Origin of the sequence: Falseniella ignava CCUG 37419 (genome assembly GCF_000301055.1) — a bacterium.
In the GTDB taxonomy this organism is placed as follows: Bacteria; Bacillota; Bacilli; order Lactobacillales; family Aerococcaceae; genus Falseniella; species Falseniella ignava.
On the sequence record NZ_JH932301.1, the window covers coordinates 703135 to 729815 of the forward strand.

At 37.8% G+C, this 26681-nt stretch carries 23 protein-coding genes, 1 tRNA gene and 1 other RNA gene; 12 read left to right on the forward strand and 13 right to left on the reverse strand.

Translation table 11 applies throughout. From position 1 onward, the window contains the following. Position 1: 1 nt before the first annotated feature. A complete protein-coding gene (locus tag HMPREF9707_RS07475; RefSeq protein WP_006702092.1) occupies positions 2 to 811 on the forward strand; it encodes a pyruvate, water dikinase regulatory protein in 810 nt (269 codons plus the stop codon). Between the two features lie 66 nt (positions 812 to 877). Here HMPREF9707_RS07475 and HMPREF9707_RS07480 read toward each other — a convergent pair whose 3' ends face one another. The 3 genes from HMPREF9707_RS07480 to HMPREF9707_RS07490 all read right to left on the reverse strand — a co-directional run bounded on the left by HMPREF9707_RS07480 (position 878) and on the right by HMPREF9707_RS07490 (position 4615). Then, complete coding sequence (locus HMPREF9707_RS07480; protein ID WP_006702093.1) at positions 878 to 1696, reverse strand: endonuclease/exonuclease/phosphatase family protein; 819 nt, start codon at positions 1694 to 1696, stop codon at positions 878 to 880. 52 nt (positions 1697 to 1748) lie between these two features. Next, complete coding sequence (locus HMPREF9707_RS07485; protein WP_006702094.1) at positions 1749 to 3452, reverse strand: PTS transporter subunit IIBC; 1704 nt, start codon at positions 3450 to 3452, stop codon at positions 1749 to 1751. A gap of 158 nt (positions 3453 to 3610) precedes the next feature. Beyond that, entirely contained in the window at positions 3611 to 4615 is a 1005-nt protein-coding gene (locus HMPREF9707_RS07490) for a LacI family DNA-binding transcriptional regulator (protein WP_006702095.1), read from the reverse strand. Between the two features lie 114 nt (positions 4616 to 4729). On the opposite strand from HMPREF9707_RS07490, the gene malQ reads away from it, so the two are divergent. Together malQ and HMPREF9707_RS07500 are read left to right on the forward strand one after the other, a co-directional pair. Then, positions 4730 to 6241 (forward strand): 4-alpha-glucanotransferase, encoded by a 1512-nt coding sequence (malQ, locus tag HMPREF9707_RS07495; RefSeq protein WP_006702096.1) that lies wholly within the window; start codon positions 4730 to 4732, stop codon positions 6239 to 6241. Between the two features lie 19 nt (positions 6242 to 6260). Beyond that, the gene (locus HMPREF9707_RS07500; protein ID WP_006702097.1) at positions 6261 to 8528 is read left to right on the forward strand and encodes a glycogen/starch/alpha-glucan phosphorylase; all 2268 of its coding nucleotides are present in this window, start codon (positions 6261 to 6263) and stop codon (positions 8526 to 8528) included. Between the two features lie 129 nt (positions 8529 to 8657). Here HMPREF9707_RS07500 and HMPREF9707_RS07505 read toward each other — a convergent pair whose 3' ends face one another. The 3 genes from HMPREF9707_RS07505 to yedE are packed head-to-tail and all read right to left on the reverse strand — an operon-like array spanning position 8658 to position 10558. Then, on the reverse strand, positions 8658 to 9191 hold the full coding sequence (locus tag HMPREF9707_RS07505) for a TDE2712 family protein (RefSeq protein WP_006702098.1): 534 nt from the start codon (positions 9189 to 9191) through the stop codon (positions 8658 to 8660). A gap of 23 nt (positions 9192 to 9214) precedes the next feature. Further along, a complete protein-coding gene (locus HMPREF9707_RS07510) occupies positions 9215 to 9433 on the reverse strand; it encodes a DUF3343 domain-containing protein (protein ID WP_006702099.1) in 219 nt (72 codons plus the stop codon). Positions 9434 to 9448: 15 nt separating this feature from the next. Next, positions 9449 to 10558: a YedE family putative selenium transporter gene (yedE, locus tag HMPREF9707_RS07515; protein WP_006702100.1), complete on the reverse strand. Its 1110-nt coding sequence runs from the start codon at positions 10556 to 10558 to the stop codon at positions 9449 to 9451. Between the two features lie 156 nt (positions 10559 to 10714). Here yedE and HMPREF9707_RS07520 point away from each other — a divergent pair, with 156 nt between their 5' ends. Continuing rightward, a complete protein-coding gene (locus HMPREF9707_RS07520; protein WP_006702101.1) occupies positions 10715 to 11227 on the forward strand; it encodes a hypothetical protein in 513 nt (170 codons plus the stop codon). A gap of 363 nt (positions 11228 to 11590) precedes the next feature. Next, positions 11591 to 11935 carry a DsrE family protein gene (locus tag HMPREF9707_RS07525; protein ID WP_006702102.1) on the forward strand — a complete coding sequence of 115 codons (345 nt, stop codon included), beginning with the start codon at positions 11591 to 11593 and terminating at the stop codon, positions 11933 to 11935. 57 nt (positions 11936 to 11992) lie between these two features. Here the strand turns inward: HMPREF9707_RS07525 and HMPREF9707_RS09300 are convergent, their stop codons facing one another. Next, the gene (locus HMPREF9707_RS09300) at positions 11993 to 13186 is read right to left on the reverse strand and encodes a methylcobamide--CoM methyltransferase (protein ID WP_269943863.1); all 1194 of its coding nucleotides are present in this window, start codon (positions 13184 to 13186) and stop codon (positions 11993 to 11995) included. A gap of 345 nt (positions 13187 to 13531) precedes the next feature. On the opposite strand from HMPREF9707_RS09300, the gene merR reads away from it, so the two are divergent. The 4 genes from merR to HMPREF9707_RS09025 all read left to right on the forward strand — a co-directional run bounded on the left by merR (position 13532) and on the right by HMPREF9707_RS09025 (position 17355). Continuing rightward, complete coding sequence (merR, locus tag HMPREF9707_RS07540) at positions 13532 to 13924, forward strand: Hg(II)-responsive transcriptional regulator (RefSeq protein ID WP_006702105.1); 393 nt, start codon at positions 13532 to 13534, stop codon at positions 13922 to 13924. A gap of 24 nt (positions 13925 to 13948) precedes the next feature. Beyond that, on the forward strand, positions 13949 to 15589 hold the full coding sequence (gene merA / locus HMPREF9707_RS07545; RefSeq protein WP_006702106.1) for a mercury(II) reductase: 1641 nt from the start codon (positions 13949 to 13951) through the stop codon (positions 15587 to 15589). 241 nt (positions 15590 to 15830) lie between these two features. Then, positions 15831 to 17156 carry an ISL3 family transposase gene (locus HMPREF9707_RS07550; protein WP_006702107.1) on the forward strand — a complete coding sequence of 442 codons (1326 nt, stop codon included), beginning with the start codon at positions 15831 to 15833 and terminating at the stop codon, positions 17154 to 17156. 102 nt (positions 17157 to 17258) lie between these two features. Continuing rightward, a tRNA-Sec gene (locus tag HMPREF9707_RS09025) sits at positions 17259 to 17355 on the forward strand. A 46-nt stretch (positions 17356 to 17401) separates the two neighbouring features. On the opposite strand, the gene HMPREF9707_RS07555 is transcribed toward HMPREF9707_RS09025, so the two are convergent. Then, on the reverse strand, positions 17402 to 17737 hold the full coding sequence (locus tag HMPREF9707_RS07555) for a phage holin family protein (RefSeq protein WP_006702108.1): 336 nt from the start codon (positions 17735 to 17737) through the stop codon (positions 17402 to 17404). Positions 17738 to 18012: 275 nt separating this feature from the next. On the opposite strand from HMPREF9707_RS07555, the gene pflB reads away from it, so the two are divergent. From pflB to ssrA, 3 genes are all read left to right on the forward strand, one after another. Continuing rightward, positions 18013 to 20268, forward strand: coding sequence for a formate C-acetyltransferase (gene pflB / locus HMPREF9707_RS07560; RefSeq protein WP_006702109.1), 2256 nt, complete (start codon positions 18013 to 18015; stop codon positions 20266 to 20268). A 41-nt stretch (positions 20269 to 20309) separates the two neighbouring features. Beyond that, positions 20310 to 21092, forward strand: coding sequence for a pyruvate formate-lyase-activating protein (pflA, locus tag HMPREF9707_RS07565; protein ID WP_006702110.1), 783 nt, complete (start codon positions 20310 to 20312; stop codon positions 21090 to 21092). A 129-nt stretch (positions 21093 to 21221) separates the two neighbouring features. Continuing rightward, positions 21222 to 21587: a transfer-messenger RNA gene (gene ssrA, locus HMPREF9707_RS08830) on the forward strand. A gap of 789 nt (positions 21588 to 22376) precedes the next feature. On the opposite strand, the gene HMPREF9707_RS07570 is transcribed toward ssrA, so the two are convergent. The 5 genes from HMPREF9707_RS07570 to HMPREF9707_RS07590 form a co-directional block, all read right to left on the reverse strand. After that, a complete protein-coding gene (locus HMPREF9707_RS07570; RefSeq protein ID WP_006702111.1) occupies positions 22377 to 22856 on the reverse strand; it encodes a hypothetical protein in 480 nt (159 codons plus the stop codon). Continuing rightward, positions 22846 to 23151, reverse strand: a complete 306-nt coding sequence (locus tag HMPREF9707_RS07575) for a hypothetical protein (RefSeq protein ID WP_156790275.1) — start codon at positions 23149 to 23151, stop codon at positions 22846 to 22848. Before HMPREF9707_RS07575 ends, HMPREF9707_RS07570 begins: the two co-directional genes overlap by 11 nt. A gap of 130 nt (positions 23152 to 23281) precedes the next feature. Next, a complete protein-coding gene (locus tag HMPREF9707_RS07580) occupies positions 23282 to 23467 on the reverse strand; it encodes a hypothetical protein (protein WP_006702113.1) in 186 nt (61 codons plus the stop codon). A 310-nt stretch (positions 23468 to 23777) separates the two neighbouring features. After that, positions 23778 to 26132, reverse strand: coding sequence for a DNA primase family protein (locus HMPREF9707_RS08595; protein ID WP_156790276.1), 2355 nt, complete (start codon positions 26130 to 26132; stop codon positions 23778 to 23780). A gap of 46 nt (positions 26133 to 26178) precedes the next feature. Then, on the reverse strand, positions 26179 to 26565 hold the full coding sequence (locus HMPREF9707_RS07590; protein WP_006702115.1) for a hypothetical protein: 387 nt from the start codon (positions 26563 to 26565) through the stop codon (positions 26179 to 26181). Positions 26566 to 26681 lie beyond the last annotated feature (116 nt).

The following is a 26681-nucleotide window of genomic DNA, read 5'->3' on the forward strand; positions in this document are numbered from 1 at the left end:
TATGGATAAAGCATTAGACTTCTATATTGTTTCGGATTCTGTAGGTGAGACTTCTTTGCGTGTCGTCAATGCCTCATTAGCGCAATTTCCAGCTTTAAGTCATTCAAAGTTGAGACGATTTCCTTTTATTGAGTCAGAAACGGAATTACTTCAAGTGTTAGATGAAGCGAAGCAGCAGCAAGCCGTTGTTGTCGCGACATTAGTGAATCCAAAGTTTGATGAAGTGGCACATAATTATGCTTTAACACATGACATCATCTATATTAATCCGATTAATGAATTAATTAATGCGATTTCGCAACGTACAGGTTATGCTCCTCTTGAAAGAAGTGGCACCTTACATACTTTAGATGATTTTTACTTTGACCGAATTCAAGCAATTGAGTTTGCGGTAAAGTATGACGATGGTAAAAACCGAAGTGGTTATCCGATTGCAGATATCGTTCTATTAGGTATTTCGCGTTCATCAAAAACACCACTCAGTATGTATTTAGCAAATCGTTCATATAAAGTAGCGAACTTACCACTTTTTCCAGAAAGTCCTGTTCCGGATATAGTGTATGATCTTCCTAAAGAAAAAGTGTTCGGATTGATTGCATCACCTCAATATACGGCTTCAATCCGCAAAGAACGAATCAAGCACTTAGGATTACCTGAAGATGCGAGTTATTCGAATATAGAGCGGATTAAAGAAGAGTATCGCTATGCATTAGATTTGTATCATCAACTTGGAATTCCAATTGTGAATATTGAAAACAAATCAATCGAAGAATTGGCTGAAGAAATCTTACAAATATACGAAGAACATTAATTAAAACCCCATTTACTGGTACTACAACATTCGTAGTCAGTAAATGGGGTTTTTATATATAAGATACTAGTGAGTTGATGTATAAGAACAATCAACTTGTACGCCATAGTGATCACTGACAATGGGGCCATGAGAACCATCTAATACAGATTGATAACGGCGAACGTCAAATTCATTACTGAGGAGCACTAAATCAATCCGCTGTTCACAAGTTGTATCTTTCCAACCATCAATGCCCGAAGGAACGGTAGCATTTCCCGAGACTTCCTTGGCTTGAAGATAAGCATCATTTAGGGAACGAGTCGCTAAATCATAAGATTGTTGGCGAATGTGTGCTGGGGCATTGAAGTCTCCCATTAAGATAATGCCTTTATCGGACAGTTTGTCGTTCAGTTGGAGTTGTTCCCATTCATATTTGAATCCACTCCCATCGGATTGCCACCAAGAGAAGTGACATGAACCAACGATAAGGTGTTCAGTGTTAGCAACTAAAGCAGCCCGCGTATGATAATCGGTTGGATCATCGGACTCAGAAAGCAAGACTCGCTGCGGATTGAAAGGTTGTTTAGCTAGTAAAGCGACCCCTTCTTCATATCGGTCATAACCGATATGATTGTATGCCCATGCCCAATAATAATTCAAACCGTGTGCTTCGAGCGCTTGAATTAACATCCAAGCATAATTATCTTTTAAGATGGGCTGTTGTTGGTCTGTTTTAAGGAAGCGTGATGGATTTGGGACGATGTCCCCTCCGATTGTTTGATTGACTTCTTGCAGAGCAATCCAGTCATAATCTTCATCTATTAAATGTTGAACCAACTGTTCGAATTTTTCTTCTGCCGCCGATTCAAGCCAGGCATGAGTGTTTAAAGTTAATAGTTTCATCTTTGCCTCCTAAAATGCGGAGTATGGATACTCCGCATTCTTTCAATCAATTTTAGATATCATTATTTGTTGAATGGATGCCAGGAATTTGAACGCCTCGATCTAACGCGTCATGAATATCATTTTTTAGGGCATCAGCTTTTGGACCGTAGACCGCTTGAATACCATGTTCGCGTATAATTAATCCCATGGCACCAGCTTGTTTCCATTGATCTTCATTGCCAACTAATTGGGGATCCTTGACTGAAACGCGAAGGCGGGTCATGCAAGCATCGACTTGTTCAATATTATCGGTTCCACCGAGGAGACGAATAATTTGATTGATTTGGTCGTTTCCACTGGCCGTTATTGAACTTTCATTACTACTTTCTTTCGCGGTATCTTGATCGCTGTCGTAATTACCCAATCGACCAGGTGTCGCATAATTAAAGCGTTGAATCATATAATTAGCGATGAAATAGGTGACGATTGCAAATACAATCGAGGCAATCACAAAGTTAAGTAAATCTTGCGTTAAACCTGCTTTGACAATGAGTGGGGTTCGACTTAATAACTCGATAATCCCAAAGGAATGAACTCGAAGTGAAATAATATCTGCTAAAGCAAAAGCTACACCTTGAATTAGTGCATAAACCACGTATAGTGGGATCGCCGCAAACATAAACATAAATTCTAAAGGCTCGGTAACTCCCGTTAAAAAGACCGCTATCGCCGCTGAAGTAAACATTGATTTGTAGCGATGTAACTTATCTTTATCAACATTACGATACATAGCGAATGCCATCCCCATTAAAATTCCTGTTGAACCAATCATTTGACCAACTTTGAAACGGGCTGGGACAAAGTTTGTTAATAAATACTCAAATTGTTGCGTATTCCCAGAAGCTTTGGAATTTAATAAGTCGGAAGCCCAAGCTAACCAGAGTGGGTCTTGTCCTAACACATGTTGACCGGCTTGTGCTCCAGTCAGAATTTCGTATGTACCACCTAATTGAGTATAGTTAATTGGAATTGTTAGCATATGATGCAGTCCAAAAGGTAACAGTAACCGCTCCAATGTTCCATATAAAAATGGCGCTAAGACAGGGGCTGAATCTTGTGACGTTGCGATCCATTGACCAAAGGCATTAATCCCCGTTTGTATACCAGGCCAAATGATTGCAAGAATTAAAGAAGCAACTAAACTCCAGGCAATGACAACAAAAGGTACAAATCGTTTTCCGTTGAAAAATGACAGAGCATCTGGTAGTTTGCGATAGTTATAATATTTATTGTATGCATTGGCACCGAGGAAACCAGCAATAATCCCAACGAAGACTCCGAGATTCAGTGCAGGTGCACCCAGTACATCAATAAAGTATCCATTTACCGGAATGGTGCGGTGAAAGAGCGTTTGAGTAACCGCTTCTGGATCCAATAGCATTTCGGATGTGACAGAAAATATGGCACCGGTAATTCGATTGATTAAGATAAATGAAGTAACGGCAGCAAATGCACCTCCAGCACGTTCTTTTGCCCAAGAACCTCCAATTGCGACGGCAAAGAGTAAATGAAGATTGACAATAATTCCCCAGCCGATATTTTCGATAACACCACTGGATTTAATGAGCCAACCCCACTCGGGATTGATCAGTGGTAATGATTTTCCCAAACTAATCATTAACCCAGCTGCAGGCATTACTGCAATGACAACCATTAAGGCTTTACCAAATTGTTGCAAAAACTCAAAATTGAAAATACGTTTAATTTTATTCATGTTTCCTCCTTTATAACCTATAAAAAGCCTTTACGAACGCAAACGTTTGCGTGGTGTCTATCATTATAGCATACATTGAAGTAATTTGCGAAAAGTTCAGTGAATAAAAAAACAGTGATCGATTAAAATCACTGAAAAAAATGTATGAATATGAATAATTAAGGAATAACTAAATCTCCTGCAATTAATTCATAGACAAAGCGTTCATGTTTAGAATCAGATTTGTTAGAAATAATTTCAATTAAAATTTCCATCGCACGATCAGCAAGTTGTTGTGAATGAAGGTTAAAGTATGGGTAATGAATATAATCTGAATTTTGATAAACTTCATAGGGTTTGAAAGTAATGAGTTGATATTCATTTAATAAGCCATATTCTAAAATGGCATGATAAACACCTTGGGCTACAAGTTGGTCTCCGATAACTAAACCATTGTATCGATTGGTTTTCATAATTTGTTTCATGATATGGTAGCCTTCATTTTCTAAGAATGGAAAACCATTATAAATATCGGCGTCACTTAATGGCTGATGGTGCACTTGTAACACTTGTTGAACACCTTTAATCCGCTGTTGAATAAATTGTTGTTTTTCATCACCGCCGATAAATGCAATACGTTGGTATCCTTGTTGCCATAGATATTCGGTTGCTTCTTTTGCAACCCGGATATTATCGTTATCAATGGAATTCATCGGAATGCCATCAATATTTCCGATAATAACAAATGGAAATTGTTCGTCGATGACAAAGGATAAAATGGGATCATTTTGTGTGGCATAAAGGAAAATTAAGCCATCAACTTGCTTGCCATAAATCATCTTCTTAATGTGGTCAAGTCGTGATATATCATCATCTCCTGTTGAAAGTAATAAAGAATATTGGTGACGGCTGGCCGCTTCATTAATGCCACGTAAAGCGGTTGGGAAGAAGGGGTTTTGATAGAAGGCATCATTCGCTTCAGGTAAGACGATGCCCACCGTTTTACTCCGTTGATTCACTAGCTGTCTGGCATTGTAGTTAGGGTAATAGTGGAGCTCATCCATAATGGCTCGTACGCGTTGTTTCGTTTTTTCACTGATGGATGGATGATCCGCTATAACCCGTGAAACCGTTGATGGAGCAACACCAGCAGCTTTTGCCACTTCTTTGATTGTAATTGTCATTTCATTCACCTCATTGCTATTATACTTGATAATTTTAAGAAAAGATACGCAAACGTTTGCGCTTCTTTAAAATTTAGTTTATAATGAGGTTGAAAAATAAAAGGAGGTTGTCTTATGCAGCGAACGAGCGGTGTATTAATGCATATTACGTCACTAGCGAATCAATTTGGCATTGGAAGTTTTGGTCAAGAAGCCTATCGATTTGTTGATTTCTTAGAGGAGACCGGTCAAACCTATTGGCAAATTTTGCCTTTAACAACCACCTCCTATGGAGATTCACCGTATCAATCATTTTCTGCTTTTGCTGGGAATACCCATTTAATTGATTTTGAACAATTGATTCAGTCAGGCTACTTAACTTCAGAAGACTTGAAGGGGATTATTTTTTATCAACGTCTAGATCAAGTGGATTATGCGATGATTTTCCATCAGAGAAGACCTATACTCGAACTCGCAGTACAACGATTTAAAGCATCCGCAAGTGAAGAAGAAAAAACAAAGTTAATTCATTTTATTGAAGCACAACAAGATTGGTTAATTCCATTTTGTGAATATATGACTGTAAAAGAATGCTTTGACTTAAAGAGCTGGACGGAATGGCCTGAACCCTATCGTAATTATCAGTCGAAAGAAGTCAAGTCACTTCTGGAACAAGAAACGGATAAAATCTATTACCATCAAGTCACCCAGTATTGGTTCTATCATCAATGGTTAGCATTAAAGACTTATGCGAACGAACATAATATTCAAATCATTGGAGACATGCCAATCTATGTGGCGATGGACAGTGTAGAAATGTGGCAAGATGGACAAATGTTCAAAACAGATGAAGCTGGACTGCCTACTGCACTCGCAGGTACACCTCCTGATCAATTTACATCGGATGGACAGTTTTGGGGGAATCCGATTTACGACTGGGATTTCATGGCTGAAGATGGCTATGCATGGTGGATTCGTCGTATTGAAGCGAGTTTCGAGCTGTATGATGTACTACGTATCGATCATTTTAGAGGCTTTGAATCTTACTGGGAAGTTCCAGCTGGAGCAAAAACAGCAGCAGAAGGACATTGGGTCAAGGGTCCCGGCATGAAATTATTTGACGCTTTGAATGAAGCGTTAGGAACTTTACCAATCATTGCTGAAGATTTAGGATTTATGACGCAAGGAGTGATTGATATGCGTCATGCTACGGGTTATCCAGGTATGAAAATCTTACAGTTTGGCTTCAACGGTCATGGAGATTCAACAGACTTACCGCATCATTATCCAGCTCACTCTGTCGCATATGTCGGAACACATGATAATGAAACAGCACGCGGTTGGTGGGAAGATTCGACGAATCAAGCACAACGTGATCAAGTTGATGCATATTTAAATCGCAAGCCAGGTCAATCGGCCAGTGCAGTCTTAAACCGTGGCCTTGCTGCTTCAGTAAGTAATACGGTAATTTATTCAATGCAAGATTTACTCGATTTAGATAATGATGCTCGGATGAATACACCTTCCACTATTGGATGCAATTGGAAATGGCGGATGGTGTCGGACGAAGTTCCAATGGATGTTAAGGAACAACTACTTGAATTAACCGAGACCTATTTCAGAATGAATCCACATAAAAAGAAATAAGAAGAAAAAGGAGATATCAATGCACAGAATAGAAGAATTAGCGTTGGCGAATTTTAATCAACCGCTAAAAGACTTAAATAATCAAGAAGTTTATAAAGTTATTTTAGATTTTGTTCAAGATTTAACGGCAGCTCAACCATTCAATGACTCAAAACGTAAATTGTATTATGTTTCAGCTGAGTTCTTAATTGGTAAATTATTATCGAATAATTTACTGAATCTAGGGTGTTACGAGGAAGTGGATCAAGTCTTACAATCCCATGGACACTCACTTCATGAAGTTGAAAAAGCTGAAGCTGAGCCGTCATTAGGGAACGGTGGATTAGGAAGATTAGCTGCGTGTTTCTTAGATTCTATTTCGAGTTTAGGCATTAATGGTGATGGTATAGGACTGAACTATCATTTTGGGTTATTCCGTCAAGTTTTCGAAAATAACCAACAAACTTGTGAACCGGATGTCTGGTTAGAGCAACCTACTTGGATCAAGCGAAGTGCTATTTCTTATCCAGTCCCATTTAAAGATTTCACTTTAAAGTCAACATTATACGATATTGATATACCAGGTTATCACCAAAAAACAAAAAATCGTTTGCGATTATTTGATTTAGATTCTGTGGACGAGGCGATTATTAAAGGGCAATCGATCAACTTTGATAAACAAAATATTAAAGAAAACCTCACGTTGTTCTTATATCCGGATGACTCTGATGAGGCAGGTGAATTATTACGTATTTACCAACAATATTTTATGGTATCGAATGCGGCACAATTAATTATCGATGAAGCCGTAGCCAAGGGAAGTGTCATTACGGATTTGGATGAGTATGCTGTTGTTCAAATTAATGATACGCATCCGGCGTTCATTATCCCAGAATTTATCCGTTTATTTACAACGCAACATGGCATTTCATTTGAAGAGGCGGTTCAAATTGTTTCACGTACAGTTGCTTTTACGAACCATACGATTTTAGCTGAAGCCTTAGAAAAATGGCCGATGGATTATATCGAAACAACGGTTCCTGAAATTGCGCAAATTATACGTCAACTTGATCAAGTTATTCGTGAGCAATTCCCTCAAAACGATGCGGTTCAAATTATCGATTCAATCGGTCGCGTTCATATGGCGCACATTGCCATTCATTTTTCAAAGAGTGTCAATGGGGTGGCACAACTTCATACCGATATTCTAAAAGAAACAGAATTGAATGCATTCTTCAAGTTGTATCCAGAACGATTTAATAATAAAACCAACGGGATTACATTCCGCCGATGGTTAATGGCTGCCAATCCTGCGCTATGCGAATTACTCGATGATAAATTAACCAATGACTGGCGCAATGATCATGATTTATCTGGTTTGTTGGAATTTGTAGAGGATTTAGACACATTGAACCGACTGCAAACGATTAAGCATGATAATAAATTGAACTTGAAAGAATTTTTAGAAGATAATCAAAGTGTGACTTTACATGACAGTGCGATTATCGATGTTCAAATTAAACGAATTCATGAATATAAACGTCAACAAATGTTAGCTCTCTATATTATTCATAAATATCTAGATATTAAAGCGGGTAATATTCCAGCGACGCCAATCAGTATTATTTTTGGAGGTAAAGCAGCACCAGCGTATATTATCGCTCAAGATATCATTCATTTAATCTTGAATTTATCAGAGATGATTGCCAATGATCCTGAGGTGAGTCCGCATCTCCAAGTCGTGATGGTAGAAAATTATAACGTTACGGCAGCTGAAAAACTGATTACAGCAGCAGATATTTCTGAACAAATTTCACTGGCCTCGAAAGAAGCGAGCGGAACAGGGAATATGAAATTTATGTTGAATGGCGCTTTAACCGTTTGTACCTTAGATGGGGCGAATGTTGAAATTGCTGAACAAGTTGGCCATGACAATATCTTTATTTTTGGGAAATCAAGTCAAGAAATCGTGAAGTTATATGAAGAAGAAAGTTACGATCCAGGCACTTACTATCAACGTCCAATTATTAAACCACTTGTGGACTTTATTGTAAGTGATGCCATGCTTGAGATGGGTAATCGTGAGCGTTTAGAGCGACTCCACCACGATATGAAGACAAAAGATTGGTTTATGGCATTGATTGACTTAGAGGAATTTATTGAATGTAAAGAAGTTTGCTATCAAGCTTACGAAGACCAAAAAACTTGGATGCAAAAATCATTAGTAAATATTGCTAAAGCGGGTTACTTCTCAAGTGATCGTACGATCCGTCAATATGAAGAAGAAATCTGGCAAACCCGTGACTAATCTTAGTTATAAAAAAACTCCTGATACAAAACCAGGAGTTTTTTGAATTTAAAACCCATGCCGCAAAAAGGCATGGGATAAGATTAAATTTTATTTCGTATGGGGATTAGAAGCTCTATAAAATATTGATTAAGCGCTCAATACTTTACGTGCTTGTTCTAAGACGTATTCTTTGAATTCGGTTCCTTCAATAAAGACATGGTCTAGGTCTGACCAATCCGCTTCAATTTTGAAGAAGTTAATTGTCAGCTCATTCGGTGAAGCAATCGAAGTCAAGTTATAAGCAGGAACAAAATTAACAACGAGTGTCTCTGGTGCATCCTCTTGGTTGAATTCTTCCTTCAACTCATCTAAATTTAATTGCTTGATTGGAGGTAGCATCATTTCTACGTTACCTGGGTCATCCGCATTGAATTTATTGTAGTGATAAAACTCAAGTTCTTTATCTGTTGCTTCGTTGACCGGTTCATGATTAATTACAGCAGACAGAACTTTGCGAGCTGATTGTTCATCGAAGCCATCGGTATAAATTGATTTCATCGAAGGATGATTTACAATTTCCATAATATAAGTATCATTTACTTTATTATTTTTTGCGGCGGTTTCCCAAAAGAACTGCAATAATTCGATCGTATCGTAATTAATTTTGATTGTTTTTAACATAACTCCATCTCCTCAAACTTACCTTATGATAAATCATGAATTGCTGAAAATTTGATATCTTCCATCATTTGATGTAGCTGTGACACACTATGTCTACGAGTACGCCAGGCATAGCCACAACCCGATGAAATTTCTCTTGGAACAGATACCAATTTACCAGATAATCCACGTTCTTTAGCTATTTTATCATATTCTATTGCTTCATATAAGTCCTCAAACGATACATATACATTTAATCTCATAAAATCTCCTATGGGTTACGCTTCAGCAACAATATCTGCGCGTTTATTAACGACATAATAGGCTAAAGCGAATAAAAATACAATCGATCCAATGACAAAAATTTGACCGTTCAATCCCGGACCTCCAGAGACTGCAGCTGCTTCAGCCGTTGCAGCCACCGATGGGGCGCTGGCTAAGCTAAAGTTATGGGCTAATGCAGCACCAAAAACCATCCCCATAAAGGTCATAATTGCATTACCATGTCCTGATCCAGCTAAGACAACTTGGCGCACTGGACATCCACCAAATAACACACCAGCAAAACCGACAGCAAACATCGATAATACATTCCATAGATGTTGGTTATGGGCAATCGGTCCGAAAGCTACAATATTAAAGTCACCTGTCATAATATTATAAATTAGCATCACAACAAACAATCCGATAATCGGTGTAATCAGTGTGAAGTCTCGGATTAAAATAATATCACGAACAGACCCTACGAAACATAAGCGAGTTGCAAATGCGATGGCTCCAAATACTAACCCTACAATTAAAGCAATGATAGGTGTAGCGTGGAAGCTACCTGGTCCTGCTTCTGACCAATTAAAGAGCTGAGGTGTAACCCATGATAACAATAAGAAAAGAACCGAAATCATTGGGATAACCCATATATTAATCTGTGCAGGTGCGACATTAGCTTGCCCTAAGGTGAACCCTTTTTTAATAAAATGCACACCGACAAAAACGCCTAGAACAAATCCAACTAGTCCAACAATAGCACTTAGGTCACCGCTCGCTAATCTAAGAACCATTCGCAATGTACAACCTAAAAAGACGAGGGAATTGACCATTAAAATAATTCCACCTAAAAATCTTAAACCAGGAGCGCTAGCCGCTCGAGCTTTGGTCCCAGTTGCTAAGCCTAGAGCTAGGGCACCTACTAGAATCCCAACAATTTCCGGTCTAAAATACATCGTTCCAGCACTTTGATGCATATTTAAGGCACCAACTTGATCACGAATAAAGCAAGCAGTACAAAGTGCCATATTTTTAGGATTCCCTAAGTATGCGAGCCAAATTAAGCCTAATCCCAATAAAATCCCAAGAAATAAAGCTTTACTTTTTGATATTTTTATTTCCATGATATGCTCCTTTATTAAAAGAGCACCTTCGCACTTTTATGATAGCATATCGTAATAGCGCAATCAATTTGACGAATGTCAGAATCATTTGAAAATGGAGGTAGATATAGTGTATAATAATAAATGTTAAGAAAACTATTTCTAGGAGGTAATCAAGTGAGTTTAGCATTACAACGTTTTGTTGATTCAGGATTATTTAATGAGAAAGTGGCTGAAGAACTTGAAGCAGCTGCAGTACGTGGTGAGTCAATTATCGTAGCGGGAGACCGTTCAACAGGTAGCCGTCCATTAACAGCGATGATTATGGGATTAGTTAAGAAAAATCATGATGCAGTACAAGTACGTAAAGTAGAAGATTTAGAAAAAGAAGGTACTCACTACATGATTTTAGGTATCGAAGGTGAAAAACTTGAAGATTTAGTAGCTAAAGCCTTAGAAAATCCTAATGCACAAGTCGTAACTGTTAAAGAAGCAGAAAACCCAATTTCAGTTAATAAAGTTTTAAAACAAAACTTCAAAAAACATGGTCATTCAGACCGCACTTTCTTACAAATCGAGTTGGATAAATTCCCTCGTAATGAAGATGGTGTACCATTCACAGATAAATTAACTCGTCTATCGGTTGATGAAAAAGGTAAAATCCAAAAAGAAAATATTGAATTCAAATAATTCATTCAAGGACCTCCCAATCTCGTATGGGAGGTTCTTTGTTTATTAATTTGTTCACGAAATAGGATTGGTTACCTTTTCACAGTGTGATATAATTATCGTATAAAAGAGAAGGAGGGGTGGTAGTGAAATCAATATTCAAACAAAGGTTATCACATTGATGTCCAAGAGTGTCGTTAGTTAACGATTATGTTGTTGGGTTTCAATGAGATAATAACTAAATATTATTTGATTGAAGCCCAATAACATCAAAGAAAAAGGGCACCTTCGCAGGTAAAACGGACCATGTGATGGTAACGAGTATTGATATACAATTAATTTCTTGTTGTAGTGTCGTTGATAAGTTTTTAAGGAGGATAAAAAATGTCATATATTGTTGTATTAACGAGTGATGAAATGGGTCATAATAACCAAAGTAGTGAAATCGGTGCAAAATTAATGAATGCTTTCTTACATAAATTAACAGAACAACCAGAAATGCCAACGCATGTTTTATTATATAACTCAGCAGTATGGTTGAATAAACCTGATGCTCCAACTGTAGAGGATTTAAAAATTTTAGCCGATAAAGGTGTTAAGTTATTAACATGCGGTACTTGTATGAACTATTTTGAACAAGACCAAGAACAACTGCCAGTGGGTGAAGTTGGAAATATGGGGCAATTTATTGAAATTATGCGTGAAGCAGAAAGAATCGTTCAACCTTAATGAAATCAAAAACTCTCCTGATTTTTCAGGAGAGTTTTTGTTTGAATAAGATTTGATTTAACAATATTTATGGCGTAGTTTTTCTTGGGCTTCGACCATGGCTTCCATTTTGCGTTCAACAATTTGCATTGGATTCATTGGACGATTTTGGAACGTTGCAAATCCACAGTCAGGGTTCAACCAAATTCGTTGTGGGTCATCAATATATTTCATGGCCTGTTCTACAGAACCTATAATCTCATCTGCTGTTTCGATATGATCAATTCTTGGGTTGACGACACCAACGCCAAGGGCAACTTTATCTTTAAGTTGTGGGTTTTTGAATAGGGCATCAACTGAACCTGCACGAGGTGTTGACATCTCTAATGTTAGCATATCTGCATCAATTGAAGCAAAAAAGTCTGATAACTTCTCATAGTTACCTTCGAGAAGGGATGATTCTTGACGGGTAAAGTTACCACGACAGACATGCAATTGGCTCACGACATTTGCATTTTTCATATCACTTAAGACTGGTTCAATTAAGTCATAAGCGAATTCTAGTTCTTTGCTCTCCAGAGCTCTCTCAGATAAGACACCTCAGTAAAAGGAACGCGCTGCGTCATTACTTGCAAAGCATACTTCTGCTAGAATTGGCTCATCTAATTGAATGACTTCAACACCAAAGTCAATTAAGCGTTGGATTTCATTACGAACAAGTTGTAAAATATCTTTAGCCAAATCACGTCGTCCGCTATAATATTTTCCAGACAATTCTTTCACCCATAAGTTGCGGACTAGGAGGTATGGGCTAGGAACTGTTGCCTTCAATGGTTTTTTAGTCATTTCACGCAGTTCCTTCATCTCTGGAAGAACAAATTCTGCGTTAACATCTAATTTACCAGTAGCGGCAGGACTGTTCATAGAATGGTCATCTGCATCACGCTCCGCTAAGCTCTCAGCAAAATCTTCTTGATGCTCTCCAGTCGTAATTTGTGTTAATTCCTCCGTACTGAACATGGATACGCCTGGGACATTTTGCGCAACAAATGAGATAAAGTTATCGCGGTGGTATTCACCTCCGGTAATCACATCGATGCCTACTTTTTCTTGCAACTGAACTACTTTCATCGTTTCGTCATGAATAACTTGATTGTATTGACGCTGATCAATGCGACCTGACTTCAAGTCATCCTGTGCTTGGAATACTTCTTGAGTTCGTGGCATTGATCCCATCAAATTCGTTGTAAACGGCTTAAAATCTTTTAACATATCACTTTCTCCTTTCTATAAACTCGCTTTTATCATACCATGGTATTATTAGCTAATCAATTCACAAGATGTATTGATTAGCTAAACGCTACGGTTTTTATCATCTATGTTTGATAAAGGATTAAATTTTGGGTCTTCGGAATATATAGTGGAATTACTTTCTTAATAGTTTAAAAACAACTGGTGTTTAAATCGGATTTTCTGGTGGGATGTTAGGACAATCAATAGTATTATATAAAAGCATCAATCACATACGAGTGATACGTTTGGGAAAAATAAAATAGTCCAATTTACTTGACCGCGTACTATGGTACACGGTTTATAATATTCATGGGGTGAAATAAGATGATTTATCGCATTAGTGAGTTTGCAGATAAATGTGGAGTTAATAAAGAAACGATTAGATATTACGAGAGAAAAAATTTATTACAAGAACCTCACCGAACGGAAGCTGGTTATCGGATATATTCATATGATGACGTTAAGCGTGTTGGGTTTATTAAACGAATACAGGAACTTGGTTTTTCTTTAAGCGAGATTTATAAAATACTTGGTGTTGTAGATAAAGATGAAGTTTGTTGTCAAGACATGTTCGAATTTGTTTCTAAAAAACAAAAGGAAGTGCAAAAACAAATAGAGGATTTAAAACGAATTGAAACTATGTTAGACGACTTAAAACAACGATGTCCAGATGAAAAGCAATTACATTCGTGTCCAATAATAGAAACATTAACATGAGACATTAACGAAAGGGGATTTTTTATGAATAAATTTAAGGTAAATATTCAAGGAATGACTTGTACGGGTTGTGAAAAACACGTAGAATCAGCACTTGAAAAGATAGGTGCTAAAAATATTGAGTCTAATTTTCGTCGTGGTGAAGCAGTATTTGAACTGCCCGATGATATTGAGGTTGAAAGTGCAATAAAGGCGATTGATGAAGCAAATTACCAAGCCAGAGAAATTGAAGAAGTATCAACACTAGAAAACGTGGCGTTAATTAATGAAGACGATTATGACCTTCTTATTATTGGTTCTGGTGCTGCTGCCTTTTCTTCGGCAATTAAAGCTATAGAATACGGTGCAAAAGTTGGAATGATTGAGCGTGGAACGGTTGGGGGAACCTGTGTGAATATTGGCTGTGTTCCGTCAAAAACTCTTCTTAGGGCAGGGGAAATCAATCATTTATCAAAAGACAATCCGTTTAAAGGTTTACAAACATCCGCTGGAGAAGTGGATTTAGCTAGTTTAATCACGCAAAAGGATAAATTGGTGAGCGAACTTCGGAATCAAAAATATGTGGATTTAATTGATGAATATAATTTTGATTTAATTAAAGGTGAAGCAAAATTCGTTGATGCTAGTACGGTTGAGGTCAATGGGGCAAAGTTATCTGCAAAACGCTTTTTAATTGCAACAGGTGCATCGCCTTCGTTGCCCCAAATTTCAGGACTTGAAAAAATGGACTATTTAACTAGTACAACACTTCTTGAGTTAAAGAAAATACCAAAACGATTAACTGTAATTGGCTCAGGATACATTGGAATGGAGCTTGGACAACTATTTCATCATTTAGGTTCAGAAATAACGCTTATGCAAAGAAGTGAGCGACTTTTAAAGGAGTATGATCCTGAGATTTCAGAGTCAGTTGAAAAAGCGTTAATTGAACAGGGTATAAACCTTGTCAAAGGGGCAACTTTTGAGCGTGTTGAACAAAGTGGAGAGATAAAAAAAGTTTACATAACAGTAAATGGCAGTAAAGAAGTCATTGAATCAGATCAGTTACTTGTTGCCACTGGAAGAAAACCAAATACGGATTCTTTAAATTTAAGTGCAGCAGGTGTTGAAACTGGAAAAAATAATGAAATCCTGATCAATGATTTTGGTCAAACAAGTAATGAAAAGATTTATGCAGCAGGAGATGTGACGTTAGGACCGCAATTTGTATATGTAGCAGCCTATGAAGGTGGAATTATTACTGATAATGCTATCGGTGGATTAAACAAAAAAATAGATTTATCGGTAGTTCCTGCTGTTACGTTTACGAATCCGACGGTTGCAACGGTTGGTTTAACAGAAGAACAAGCAAAAGAGAAAGGGTATGATGTGAAGACATCTGTATTACCTTTAGATGCTGTTCCAAGAGCAATTGTAAACCGTGAAACAACCGGTGTATTTAAACTAGTAGCAGATGCAGAAACACTAAAAGTATTAGGGGTTCACATTATATCTGAGAATGCAGGAGATGTCATCTATGCAGCATCATTAGCTGTTAAATTTGGCTTAACGATAGAAGATTTAACAGAAACCCTAGCACCATATTTAACAATGGCTGAAGGGCTAAAATTAGCTGCACTTACGTTCGATAAAGATGTTTCGAAATTATCTTGTTGTGCAGGCTAAGGGAACTTTTTTTACAACTCCCTATTCAAGTGAACCAGCTAATACTGTACTAAAGGTGTGCAGTAGTTTAGCAAAGTCTACAAAAGATTTCATACACTATTTTGCGATCACCCATTATATAAATGCTTTAAGGGATTTTCTAAGTGCATTTGTGGTCACAAAAATAATTTAACACTGATGATTTCGACATCAAATCTATAATTGATACCTTAACACCGCAGAGTAATAAAGGATGAACAATATGTCAGACTTATTATCCCTACCAGACATTAAAACAATAGAACCACCGCAAGAAAATGAAACCGATATGATGTTTAAAGTTGAAGCAGTCGGACCACCTGAACGTTGTCCTGAATGTGGTTTTGACAAGTTGTACAAACACAGTTCAAGAAATCAACTAATTATGGATTTGCCCATTCGTTTAAAGCGAGTGGGCTTACAATTGAACCGTAGACGATACAAGTGTCGTGAATGCGGATCTACCTTCTGGGAACGCCTAATATCTGTAGATGAAAAGCGTAGTATGACCAAAAGGCTTTTAAAGTCCATTCAAGAGCAATCCATGTCTAAGACCTTTGTAGAAGTCGCAGAAAGCGTTGGTGTTGACGAGAAAACTATTAGGAACGTTTTTAAGGACTATGTGACACTCAAAGAACGTGAATACCAGTTTGAAACTCCTAAGTGGCTTGGGATAGACGAGATACATATTATCCATAGACCTCGGCTTGTATTGACTAATATTGAACGCAGGACTATTTATGACATCAAGCCAAACCGTGACAAGGAAACAGTCATCCAACGTCTTTCAGAAATCAGTGACAGGACTTATATTGAGTACGTCACAATGGATATGTGGAAGCCTTACAAAGACGCAGTGAACACTATCCTTCCACACGCTAAAGTTGTCGTAGATAAGTTTCATGTAGTTAGAATGGCTAATCAAGCCTTAGATAACGTCAGAAAGTCTTTGAAAGCCCATATGAGCCAAAAAGAAAGACGTACCCTTATGCGTGAAAGGTTTATCCTTCTAAAGCGTAAACACGATCTAAATGAACGTGAATCATTCCTCTTAGATACTTGGTTAGGTAATCTTCCTGCTTTAAAAGAAGCCTATGAACTCAAAGAAGAGTTTTACTGGATATGGGATACTCCTGATCCAGATGAAGGTCGTCTTCGTTATAGTCAATGGAGACACCGTTGTATGTCCAGTAACTCTAAAGACGCATATAAAGACCTCGTGAGAGCCGTAGACAACTGGCATGTCGAAATATTCAACTACTTTGATAAAAAAAGGCTCACTAACGCTTATACGGAGTCAATTAACAGCATTATTAGGCAGGTAGAGCGAATGGGTAGAGGTTACTCGTTTGATGCCTTACGAGCCAAAATCCTTTTCAATGAGAAGCTCCATAAAAAGCGTAAGCCACGATTTAATTCAAGTGCTTTCAATAAAGCTATGTTATACGATACTTTCAATTGGTATGAAGTGAATGATCACGACATTACAGACAACTTTGGTGTCGATTTTTCCACACTTATTAAGAATTTGGAGAAGGGTGATTTATAAGCCCTTTTCCACCATGAAATCCGAATACCCTAAATTTTTAGGTTATTACGGTTGAATTTTAATATAATATTCAGTATAATCAATATTGTTCGTTAAATTTACGGGAGCGGATGGGTTCTGGTGTGCCCTCTGGTCTTCAAAACCAGTATGAGGGGTTAAGAGCTTCTCGGGTGAGTTCGATTCTCACACGTTCCCGCCATGAATATAAACAGCCACTTGCTTTTTGCAAGTGGCTGGTTTTTTTATTATCTACGAACCATATCAGTTTTATTTTCATAGGCCGTGGTAAAGAATGAGATGGCGATGGCAAGAATCGCTGCACTGAAAAATCCGTCGATATACACACCATTAATCATTTTTGCGGCCAGTAAAACCATAAACACATTAATCACTGCATTAAATAGCCCTAAAGTAATGAGATTGACTAAACATCCTACTAATTTCAAGATGTTACCTAAAAAGAAATTAAAAATTCCAAGTACTAAAGCAAACAATAATGCACTAAAAAATCCTGAGACAACAATTCCGGGTAAATAATGGCTTAATATTAAAGTAACAATGGCAGTAATAATTAAGTTCATATTTTCTCCTCCTATCTAAATATAATTATAGCAGAAAAAAGGAAACATAGGATAGGTCTAGAGACCTATTTCGAAAATGATGGCATTATGACTGATACAGCTAATGTAACAGAGCAACCTTGAAAAACGATAACTGTTATAATACAGGAAACAAATGTTGTTATAAAAGGGATTATCTGTATTAAAAATCTATATTTTATATTGACAAATATGCAATTGTCGGTTATGATAAGATTGTTAAAAAAATCACAATTAAAAATCAGGAGGAAAGAGAGATGGAAAAAGCTCAAGATACTTCGATGGTGCACGCTTGGGACGAGTTCAAAGGACATGTATGGCAAGAAGAAATTAACGTTCGAGATTTTATCCAACAAAATTACTCTTTATATGAAGGGGATGACAGTTTCTTAGAAGGAGCTACGGCAGCAACGTTTGAGCTGTGGGATCAAGTCATGGACTTGACCAAACAAGAACGTGATGCTGGTGGAGTCCTTGATATGGATACTAAAGTCGTATCGACGATTACTTCCCATGATGCAGGTTATTTAAATAAAGATTTAGAGAAAGTTGTCGGATTCCAAACTGATAAGCCATTTAAACGTAGCTTACAGCCTTTTGGTGGAATTCGTATGTCAGTAAATTCAGCTGAAGCTTATGGCTATCATATTGACGATGAGGTTCAACATATTTTTACCGAATATCGTAAAACACATAACCAAGGTGTTTTTGATGTATATACGCCTGAAATGCGCGCAGCGCGTCGTTCTGGTGTTATTACAGGTTTACCGGATGCATACGGACGTGGACGGATTATCGGCGATTACCGCCGGGTAGCATTATATGGTGTAAATCGTCTTAAAGAAGAAAAACAAAAAGATTTCGCCAATATTGGCTATGGCACTATGACGAACGATGTGATTCAACTACGTGAAGAAGTCTCTGAACAATATCGTGCATTGGATGAACTCATCGAACTAGGTAATATTTATGGATTTGATTTATCACGTCCAGCAGAAACAGCGCAAGAAGCATTCCAATGGTTATATTTAGGATATCTTGCAGCAATCAAACAACAAAATGGGGCAGCAATGTCACTTGGTCGTGTCTCAACATTCTTAGATATTTATATTGAGCGTGATTTACGTAATGGTATTTTAACGGAAAAAGAAGCTCAAGAATTGGTCGATCACTTTGTCATGAAATTACGTTTGGTGAAGTTTGCCCGAACACCTGAATATAATGAATTATTCTCTGGGGACCCAACTTGGGTAACTGAATCAATTGCAGGTGTGGGTGTGGATGGACGTCCACTTGTTACGAAAAACTCATTCCGCTTCTTACATACTTTATCAAACTTAGGACCTGCTCCAGAACCAAACTTAACTGTTTTATGGTCACCAAAATTACCAGAAAACTTTAAGAAATTTGCAGCGAAGATGTCGATTGAAACATCTGCGATTCAATATGAAAATGATGAAGCAATGCGTCCAATTTATGGCGATGATTACGGTATTGCATGCTGTGTGTCTGCAATGGAAATTGGTAAACAAATGCAATTCTTTGGAGCGCGTGCAAACTTAGCGAAAGCTTTACTTTATGCAATTAATGGTGGGGTTGATGAAATCTCTAAAGTACAAGTCGGACCAGCTTACCAACCGATTACTTCTGAAATTTTAGACTATGACGAAGTAATGGAAAAATATGATGATATGATGGAGTGGCTTGCAGGATTATACTTAAATTCATTAAATGTGATTCATTATATGCATGATAAATATAGTTATGAAAGTCTGGAGATGGCTTTACATGATACTGAGGTATTACGTACAATGGCTACCGGTATTGCAGGCTTCTCAGTTGCCATCGACTCTTTAGCGGCGATTAAATATGGTACGGTTCGTACGATTCGTGATGAATCAGGTCTAGTTGTTGACTTTGAAGTTGAAGGTGACACACCGAAATACGGTAACAATGATGATCGTGCAGACCAAATTGGAGTAGAATTACTGAAATCATTTATGTCTAAAGTGAAAAAACATCCAACTTACCGCGATGCTAAACATACGACTTCAATTCTAACGATTACTTCGAACGTTGTATATGGTAAAAAGACAGGAAATACTCCAGACGGACGTCGTGCCGGTGAACCATTTGCACCTGGCGCCAACCCAATGCACGGACGCGATACGCATGGAGCACTTGCGAGCTTACTATCGGTCGCAAAAATACCTTATGAATATGCTTTAGATGGTATTTCAAATACGTTCTCAATCATTCCTAAAGCTTTAGGGAAAGAAGAAGACATTCAACAAATGAATTTAGTTTCCTTATTGGATGGTTATTCTGTTGAGGGTGGACATCATCTTAACGTCAACGTATTTAACCGAGATACCTTGCTTGATGCAATGGAGCATCCTGAAGACTATCCACAATTAACAATTCGTGTTTCAGGTTATGCTGTTAACTTCATTAAATTAACTCGTGAGCAACAACTCGATGTAATTAATCGAACCATGCATGAGTCAATGTAAATTTAGATTTTTAATAAGATTTGTATAGGAGGAACTGAATGATGGTGACATCTGTGAATCGTCAAAAGGATCAGATTAAAGGGTATATCCATTCGACCGAGAGCTTTGCCTCAGTGGATGGTCCAGGAATTCGGTTCCTTGCTTTTATGCAAGGGTGTCGGATGCGCTGTCAATTCTGCCATAATCCGGATACTTGGAAGTTGACGGGTGGCAAAGAATATACGCCCCAACAGTTATTTGATGAAGCAATTAAATATCGATCTTTTTGGGGTAATAATGGAGGGGTAACTGTTAGCGGGGGTGAGCCGCTCCTTCAGCCAGAGTTTATTTTAGAATACTTTAAGTTATGTAAGGCGCAAGGAATTCATACAACGATTGATACTTGTGGAGCACCGTTTACACATGAAGAACCTTTCTTTAGTGTATTTGAAGAATTAATGGAGTATACGGACCTCTTGTTATATGATATTAAACATATTGACCCCAAGGGACATCTTAAGCTAACAGGACATTCGAATCAACCGATTCTTGAAATGGCACGTTATCTCTCAAATATTAAGAAACCGATTTGGGTTCGGCACGTACTCGTCCCTTATCGGACGGACTATGATGAATATTTGCAACGTCTGTCTGATTTTATTCAAACATTAGACAATGTTCATAAGGTAGAAATCTTACCTTATCATAAGTTAGGTGTTTATAAATATGAAGCCTTAGGTATTCGCTATCCTTTAGAAGGGATTGAGCCGCCTACAGCAGATCGCGTTGAAAATGCACGTCGCATTTTACGTTGTGATCAATATACGAAGTATTTAACGGATTAATCCGATCATAAAATACGTCAATAGTCGCCAATCTATCTTAGTAGATTGGCGATATTCTTTTGAGGGAGGGTTCTCTTTACATTTCTTGACATTCAAGCATGTTATGTTAAGCTATAAGTGTATCTTTGCGGGGGCGTTCCGGTTTCGACAGGTATTCTTCGTGCAGGTGATGCGTCAAGGAGGTTGCGACTCCTTAATAACGCTACAGTTAAATATAACTGCAAACAATACAAACAACAATTTAGCTTTCGCAGCGTAAAAAACTGCTAGCTAAGATCAGTCTAACTTCTCCCATGAGTTAGTAACTGGTCTCAAATGAAGTGGGATACGTGTATATTCTCCGTCTGTGAATGTACAAAGAGATAATCAGACTCGCTAATACTGATGCTTGTTTATCGGCTAGGTTGCAGCTAACTCTAAATAGATAAACTATTGACGTAGATTCATCTGATACGTGATATTTGGACAGGAGTTCGATTCTCCTCGCCTCCATAATACACTATATATTGATTTTAAAATGTTTCATTTAGGCTTGATATGACAATGTTTTTCAGAAACAAAACTTCAATCAATTTCAATCAATTTCAAAAAAACCTTGTAACTTTCCTTGTAACTTTTGAGGATTTAAAAAAATAACCGCCCTATCAAAACAATAGAAAAGAAATAAGCGCATCGATTTTCGGTGCGTTTTTTAATTGCATGAGAATAGACAAACCTCTTAAATGGCTTAAATTAGCCCGTTTTAGGCGTTTGATATTACCTAATACAACCCCTTTGGGTCTTCGTTCAAAAGGGAATTTTGTGTGTGATTGATGGACAGGGCGGTCTTTAAGAGGCTATTCTTCATGATTTCGGGCGGGGGGATACATGTGAAGTTGCACTAAACAATCTGATCGTGTATATGTGGTTGTTCGCTCGTGTTGATTTTTGCTGTTTGTTTTCGCGTTGATTTCTTCGTTTTTCGTCAGTTTTCTTGCAAAGTTTATTATTTATTTTATCGATTGATTTTATTTGTCTTATTTGCTCATCAACTTAAGAAGATTCTTTATTAATGAATAAAATTTTTTTCTATAAAACTTTTCAAATGAACATAAAAAATAAGGGCAAAGGTTAGCGTTAGCATTCGCGCTCCTTTGTACCCTCAGTACGTGATTGCACTGTGGATACAACATCGCGTATCAAGCAATCACTTTAATTGCATTGGTGACTTCGGTTGTCGTCTATTACAATAAATCTTTTGAATTAACTGTTACCGTTTCAATAATCGGTAGGCACTCATAACGGTTAGTGCAATTTACTGGCATCGTATTGCCAATGAAGTCGTACCTTAAACGCAATGTACAACCCCTCTGGCCATATCTTATCTAGTATCTTTACGGCTCCTTTTCTCATGGCATTGACGTCTTCGATGCTAACGTTCAACTTTTCGGCTATCTCTCTACGCTTTAGGTTGCCAATGCATTTTAAAGCTAAATAGGTTCCTGATACTTCATCTTTAGCGTGAACAGATTTAATGATTTCCCTAATCTGTTTCAGTTCGCTTTCGTACTCGTCAACGATTCTTTGTTCTACAATCACGCTGTCATTGAATCCTGAAATATTCGTACTTCGATATGATTCTTTAGACGATTCTAGGTCGTGTTCATGGAGTTCCTTATACCTTTTGATTCGGGTATAATTTTCAAGTTGTTGAATCTTTGTCTTTTTCTCTCGGTCTTTCAACCGTTCCACTCCTCGTATTCGGGTGTTGTTTTCAATCTTCATATAATTCACCTAATATATCATTTATTGTTAATTCGTCTTCGTCTTCTTCTGTCTTGTCTTCAACTTGCCTAATGGATTGTTCAATTTGAGATATGCGGGTATATTGTTCAACCTCTTCATAAGATAAGGGCGCATCAATGGGTAGCACCTTTATATGTGGGATATCCTTAAATTGCACGTATCTATCTGTTAAACGATCGATTCGCTTTTGCATCGTGTTTTCAGCGGTTAAGATTGCAACGGTGCCATAGTACGGACTAATGCCACCTTGGTAGTTCTCATCGCTTAATAGCATGGTGCCTGTGAACGAATGGTTTTGATAAAATCTTGGGGATATTAATTCCTTTTCGTTTTTAAGGAAATCTATTTTCGCCTCAATAGTTTGATAAAAACTAATAGTGCGCCTTATCTCCGTGGTACTGGCATCAAATACGCTCATACACTATCATGGCACTGTATTTAGTCGGTGCGCCGTTGGTGGGTGACGTTTGAAATTGCACGTCAGTAATGGCATAGCCGTCAGCGAATAACCTTTGAGATTTACAATTCAAGATGTCGGTTAGGTCTTCTGAATCGATGGCACTAACAACGGCAAAATGTTTTTGGGTCATGGGTTCGGGTCTCCTTTCACGTTGTAGGTGATAAATTGATGAGTTGTTACAGTTCAAGTTACACATTGGATTTTTGAAAAAGTGGCTACAAACCTTGTCGCATCAACGATTCTGAAAACTGCTAGGGTTGTTACACATTAATCGTCATACTCTATATTTATATCTATATACTATATATATTATTAATTTTAATTTTGATAAAAGAAATAATGCATTACAACTGTAACAGGTCTTCTAATCGTTGATGTATCAAGGTTAAATTGATACACATTGATTTGTATCATCAATAACAATGTGTACCAAGTGGGGGCTATGCGCTTTGGTCTTTCGGCTCGGTCAGTCTAACTAGGGAACGTATCTGTTTCTGAGGTGCAATTACTTTGGGAAACAACATGCTTGGTATTGTTTGAATGTAGTCGCTCGCGTATCGCGCGTTCTTGCTCTCGTATACTTCGCCCGTTAAATCGTTTAAGGCTTTAATCAGTGGGTTGACAAAATGGTAAGGTAGCTTTTGCCTTATACCTGTTTCGTCCATGTATTCCCTCAACAAGTCTTTGATATGAGAAAGGGGCAATTTTTCAAAACGGGTTAGGTTCTCGTGAATGAACACTTCTTCGACAAATGCGCGGTAGAAATCATTTTCAAACTTGTACTTATCGATTTCAGCCTTAACAGATTTAGGTACGATGAATGTTTCAAATTGCAATTCAAGGGCGGTCTTAAGTACATATTCTAAAATGGCCTTGTTATTTAGAAATGTATTCTTGATGCGTGGGTCGTTATATAAACCGTTAAAATCAGCATTGAATGGGATTAATAGCATTCGACGATGCCAACCTTGGGATTTGTTCCGTACATTCGGCATGCTATTGCCACTGAACAAACAGAACAGTTTTAGGTTTACCGCGTAGACGGGTTTGCCTTTGGGTTCGATGGTCACGACGTCACCCGTTGCAATACTCATCAAGTCACTTACCTCATCTAGGTAGGCATTTGAAATATCATCACCTATGTTGCATACCTTACCAACTAACATTTCTTTACTGAATCGGTCAGCAAACTGTGGTGGTTTGAGTGATGCAATATTCTCGGTGCCAATTAGATTTTGAAGAAGTGTTTGAAATGTTCCTTTTCCGCTGTTCCCGTCACCAATAAGAAAGCCTATCTTGTTGCGCGTATGATTCGGGTTAATAGCTTCATTGATCACTTGCCATAATAGGGTGACAATCTCATCATCATTGCACGCTATGGATTGTAGCCATTCGTTAAAGTCAAAATCACCAATACATGGATTTGTCGCGTCAACATTGTAGGCTGTTTTTATCTTACTCGTGAAAATGTATTTAGGACTGAATGGCAATAGTTGCTGTTCGTTTGTATTGAAGATGCCATTCGCCACGGGGATCAGATAAGGTTTGTCAGATTCTTGTTTTAGCTTGACCTCGGTTCTCAATACTTCAATGACGTTTTTCCAATCACTCGGCTTATATCGATAGTCTACCGCCTTGATAAGTTTATTCATCATGGTTTCGGACGATACATAATGGCCTTTGTCATAATCAAAGTATGCTAACCGTGCCTTGTCGTGTTCTGTTCCAATCAGAATTACCTTAGCATATCGTTTTAGGATTCTAGCGCATTTTAGATAGGGCATTAAAGGTGCTTTGTCGCTGTCTCCGTCTTTATTCGCGCGTTCCTTTCGCCATATCTCACCAATGTCGTGCAATAACTCGTATTGCTCTTTCATGCTCTTCGGCAATTCATCTTCTTTAAGAATAAAATAATCTGTTTGACCGTCTACCATTTGCACGATCGTAGTGAAATCATATTCGGTACGTATATTGCTATTGCCTTTCTCGGCATGGAATTCTTTTAAATTTCCCTGTCTCCATTTTTCATCCCCCATTGCCAATATTTCCATGGCTTTAATTGCACCTGATTCATCAATCACGTTATTTTGGAATGATTTAATGATTTGCATCTTGACGGCAACATAATAAGGGCGCTCTTTCAGTTGTTCAGCAAATTTATTGACGTACTCGGTCATATAATGTTCGACAACTTCAATGGGATAAGCCCCGCCCTCGTGTTTAGAAAGAGTGAGGGGGAGGCTGTTATCGTCTATTTTAATTTCTTTGACGGGTACTTTTTCACCTCGATTCACGATGATTCGACAATCTTCATACAGTCCATTGTCAACGGGTAGCCCGTGAATGCGTGTAAAATCTTTACTTGATGGGTCAGTAGGGATACTTAACGCGTTCATGAATTCTTCGGTAATTGCAATGGATTCTGGTTCGTTCATCGGTCTTTCGGGTTCGATAATTAATCGATACCGTGCGTGATTTGGTCTACTGTTAATTGTGGGGTACAGCAAGTATTGGTATTGCTGGCATACTTCGTGTACTTCTTCGATTACGTCTTCATCAGTGAGTGGGGTAGAGTCGCCTTTTTCTCGTTCAATGTCAAGAATGATGAGGCCTTTGCTCTTGGTTGAAATTTTAGTACGTCTACTGCCCACTAAATGGCCACTAAAAAAATAGGGCTGTTGGTGCTTAACTCTGTCGGGTACTGGTTTATCTGAATTCGCATCAATTGTGTAATCTATTTTTTGCGGTGGGTAGTCGGCTATTGCGTCAAAATCGCTCTTATCATTGTCTACCATAACGCCTACGGATTCATAGATTCGCTTGAACAGATATATCAATCATTTACACCTCTTTCTTTTTCGGCGTGAACAATCTGTAGATATCAACGCTAAGTTCAAGATAATAACTATTGATAAAGTAATCTAATACTCTCTCATTATCAAAATCAAGGGCGGTTTGGGCGTTATTAAGTATTAGGTCGGTTATATATTTTGCGAAAAGGGTGTTTAGGTTATCAAAAAGAAGTTTGTCAAATTCTTGTCTTAGTATTTCATAGGATTTAATAATCTTTTCGATAAAATATTGCTTTTCGCTTAGTGATACTTTTTTATCGTGTCCTGAACAATTGATTATTTTTTCCATTTCTGTAAAGCTTACTTCTAAACTATCATCGATCATACTAAATAATTCGCTTAAAGCGCTTGGGAATACAGTTCTTTTCGTCTCCATAAATGAAATCTTCTGTCAAGCACAAATGAATATGTCCCGATTTTTGGGTTTTTAGCGTGTAACGAAAGAGGGTTAAAAACTACCGCGCTTCGCTTGGTTGCCTCGTGATGATGGAC

Excerpts from the sequence above, each read along its gene's own strand:
- HMPREF9707_RS07490 (WP_006702095.1), bottom strand. The coding sequence starts at position 4,615 with ATGACAATTACAATCAAAGAAGTGGCAAAAGCTGCTGGTGTTGCTCCA.
- HMPREF9707_RS07480 (WP_006702093.1), bottom strand. The coding sequence starts at position 1,696 with ATGAAACTATTAACTTTAAACACTCATGCCTGGCTTGAATCGGCGGCA.
- pflA (WP_006702110.1), top strand. The coding sequence starts at position 20,310 with ATGGTGACATCTGTGAATCGTCAAAAGGATCAGATTAAAGGGTATATC.
- HMPREF9707_RS07590 (WP_006702115.1), bottom strand. The coding sequence starts at position 26,565 with ATGGAGACGAAAAGAACTGTATTCCCAAGCGCTTTAAGCGAATTATTT.
- HMPREF9707_RS07525 (WP_006702102.1), top strand. The coding sequence starts at position 11,591 with ATGTCATATATTGTTGTATTAACGAGTGATGAAATGGGTCATAATAAC.
- HMPREF9707_RS07575 (WP_156790275.1), bottom strand. The coding sequence starts at position 23,151 with ATGCTATTAAGCGATGAGAACTACCAAGGTGGCATTAGTCCGTACTAT.
- HMPREF9707_RS07500 (WP_006702097.1), top strand. The coding sequence starts at position 6,261 with ATGCACAGAATAGAAGAATTAGCGTTGGCGAATTTTAATCAACCGCTA.
- HMPREF9707_RS08595 (WP_156790276.1), bottom strand. The coding sequence starts at position 26,132 with ATGGTAGACAATGATAAGAGCGATTTTGACGCAATAGCCGACTACCCA.
- HMPREF9707_RS07570 (WP_006702111.1), bottom strand. The coding sequence starts at position 22,856 with ATGAAGATTGAAAACAACACCCGAATACGAGGAGTGGAACGGTTGAAA.
- merR (WP_006702105.1), top strand. The coding sequence starts at position 13,532 with ATGATTTATCGCATTAGTGAGTTTGCAGATAAATGTGGAGTTAATAAA.
- yedE (WP_006702100.1), bottom strand. The coding sequence starts at position 10,558 with ATGGAAATAAAAATATCAAAAAGTAAAGCTTTATTTCTTGGGATTTTA.
- HMPREF9707_RS07580 (WP_006702113.1), bottom strand. The coding sequence starts at position 23,467 with ATGACCCAAAAACATTTTGCCGTTGTTAGTGCCATCGATTCAGAAGAC.
- malQ (WP_006702096.1), top strand. The coding sequence starts at position 4,730 with ATGCAGCGAACGAGCGGTGTATTAATGCATATTACGTCACTAGCGAAT.
- HMPREF9707_RS07485 (WP_006702094.1), bottom strand. The coding sequence starts at position 3,452 with ATGAATAAAATTAAACGTATTTTCAATTTTGAGTTTTTGCAACAATTT.
- pflB (WP_006702109.1), top strand. The coding sequence starts at position 18,013 with ATGGAAAAAGCTCAAGATACTTCGATGGTGCACGCTTGGGACGAGTTC.
- HMPREF9707_RS07505 (WP_006702098.1), bottom strand. The coding sequence starts at position 9,191 with ATGTTAAAAACAATCAAAATTAATTACGATACGATCGAATTATTGCAG.
- HMPREF9707_RS07555 (WP_006702108.1), bottom strand. The coding sequence starts at position 17,737 with ATGAACTTAATTATTACTGCCATTGTTACTTTAATATTAAGCCATTAT.
- HMPREF9707_RS07510 (WP_006702099.1), bottom strand. The coding sequence starts at position 9,433 with ATGAGATTAAATGTATATGTATCGTTTGAGGACTTATATGAAGCAATA.
- HMPREF9707_RS07550 (WP_006702107.1), top strand. The coding sequence starts at position 15,831 with ATGTCAGACTTATTATCCCTACCAGACATTAAAACAATAGAACCACCG.
- HMPREF9707_RS07475 (WP_006702092.1), top strand. The coding sequence starts at position 2 with ATGGATAAAGCATTAGACTTCTATATTGTTTCGGATTCTGTAGGTGAG.
- merA (WP_006702106.1), top strand. The coding sequence starts at position 13,949 with ATGAATAAATTTAAGGTAAATATTCAAGGAATGACTTGTACGGGTTGT.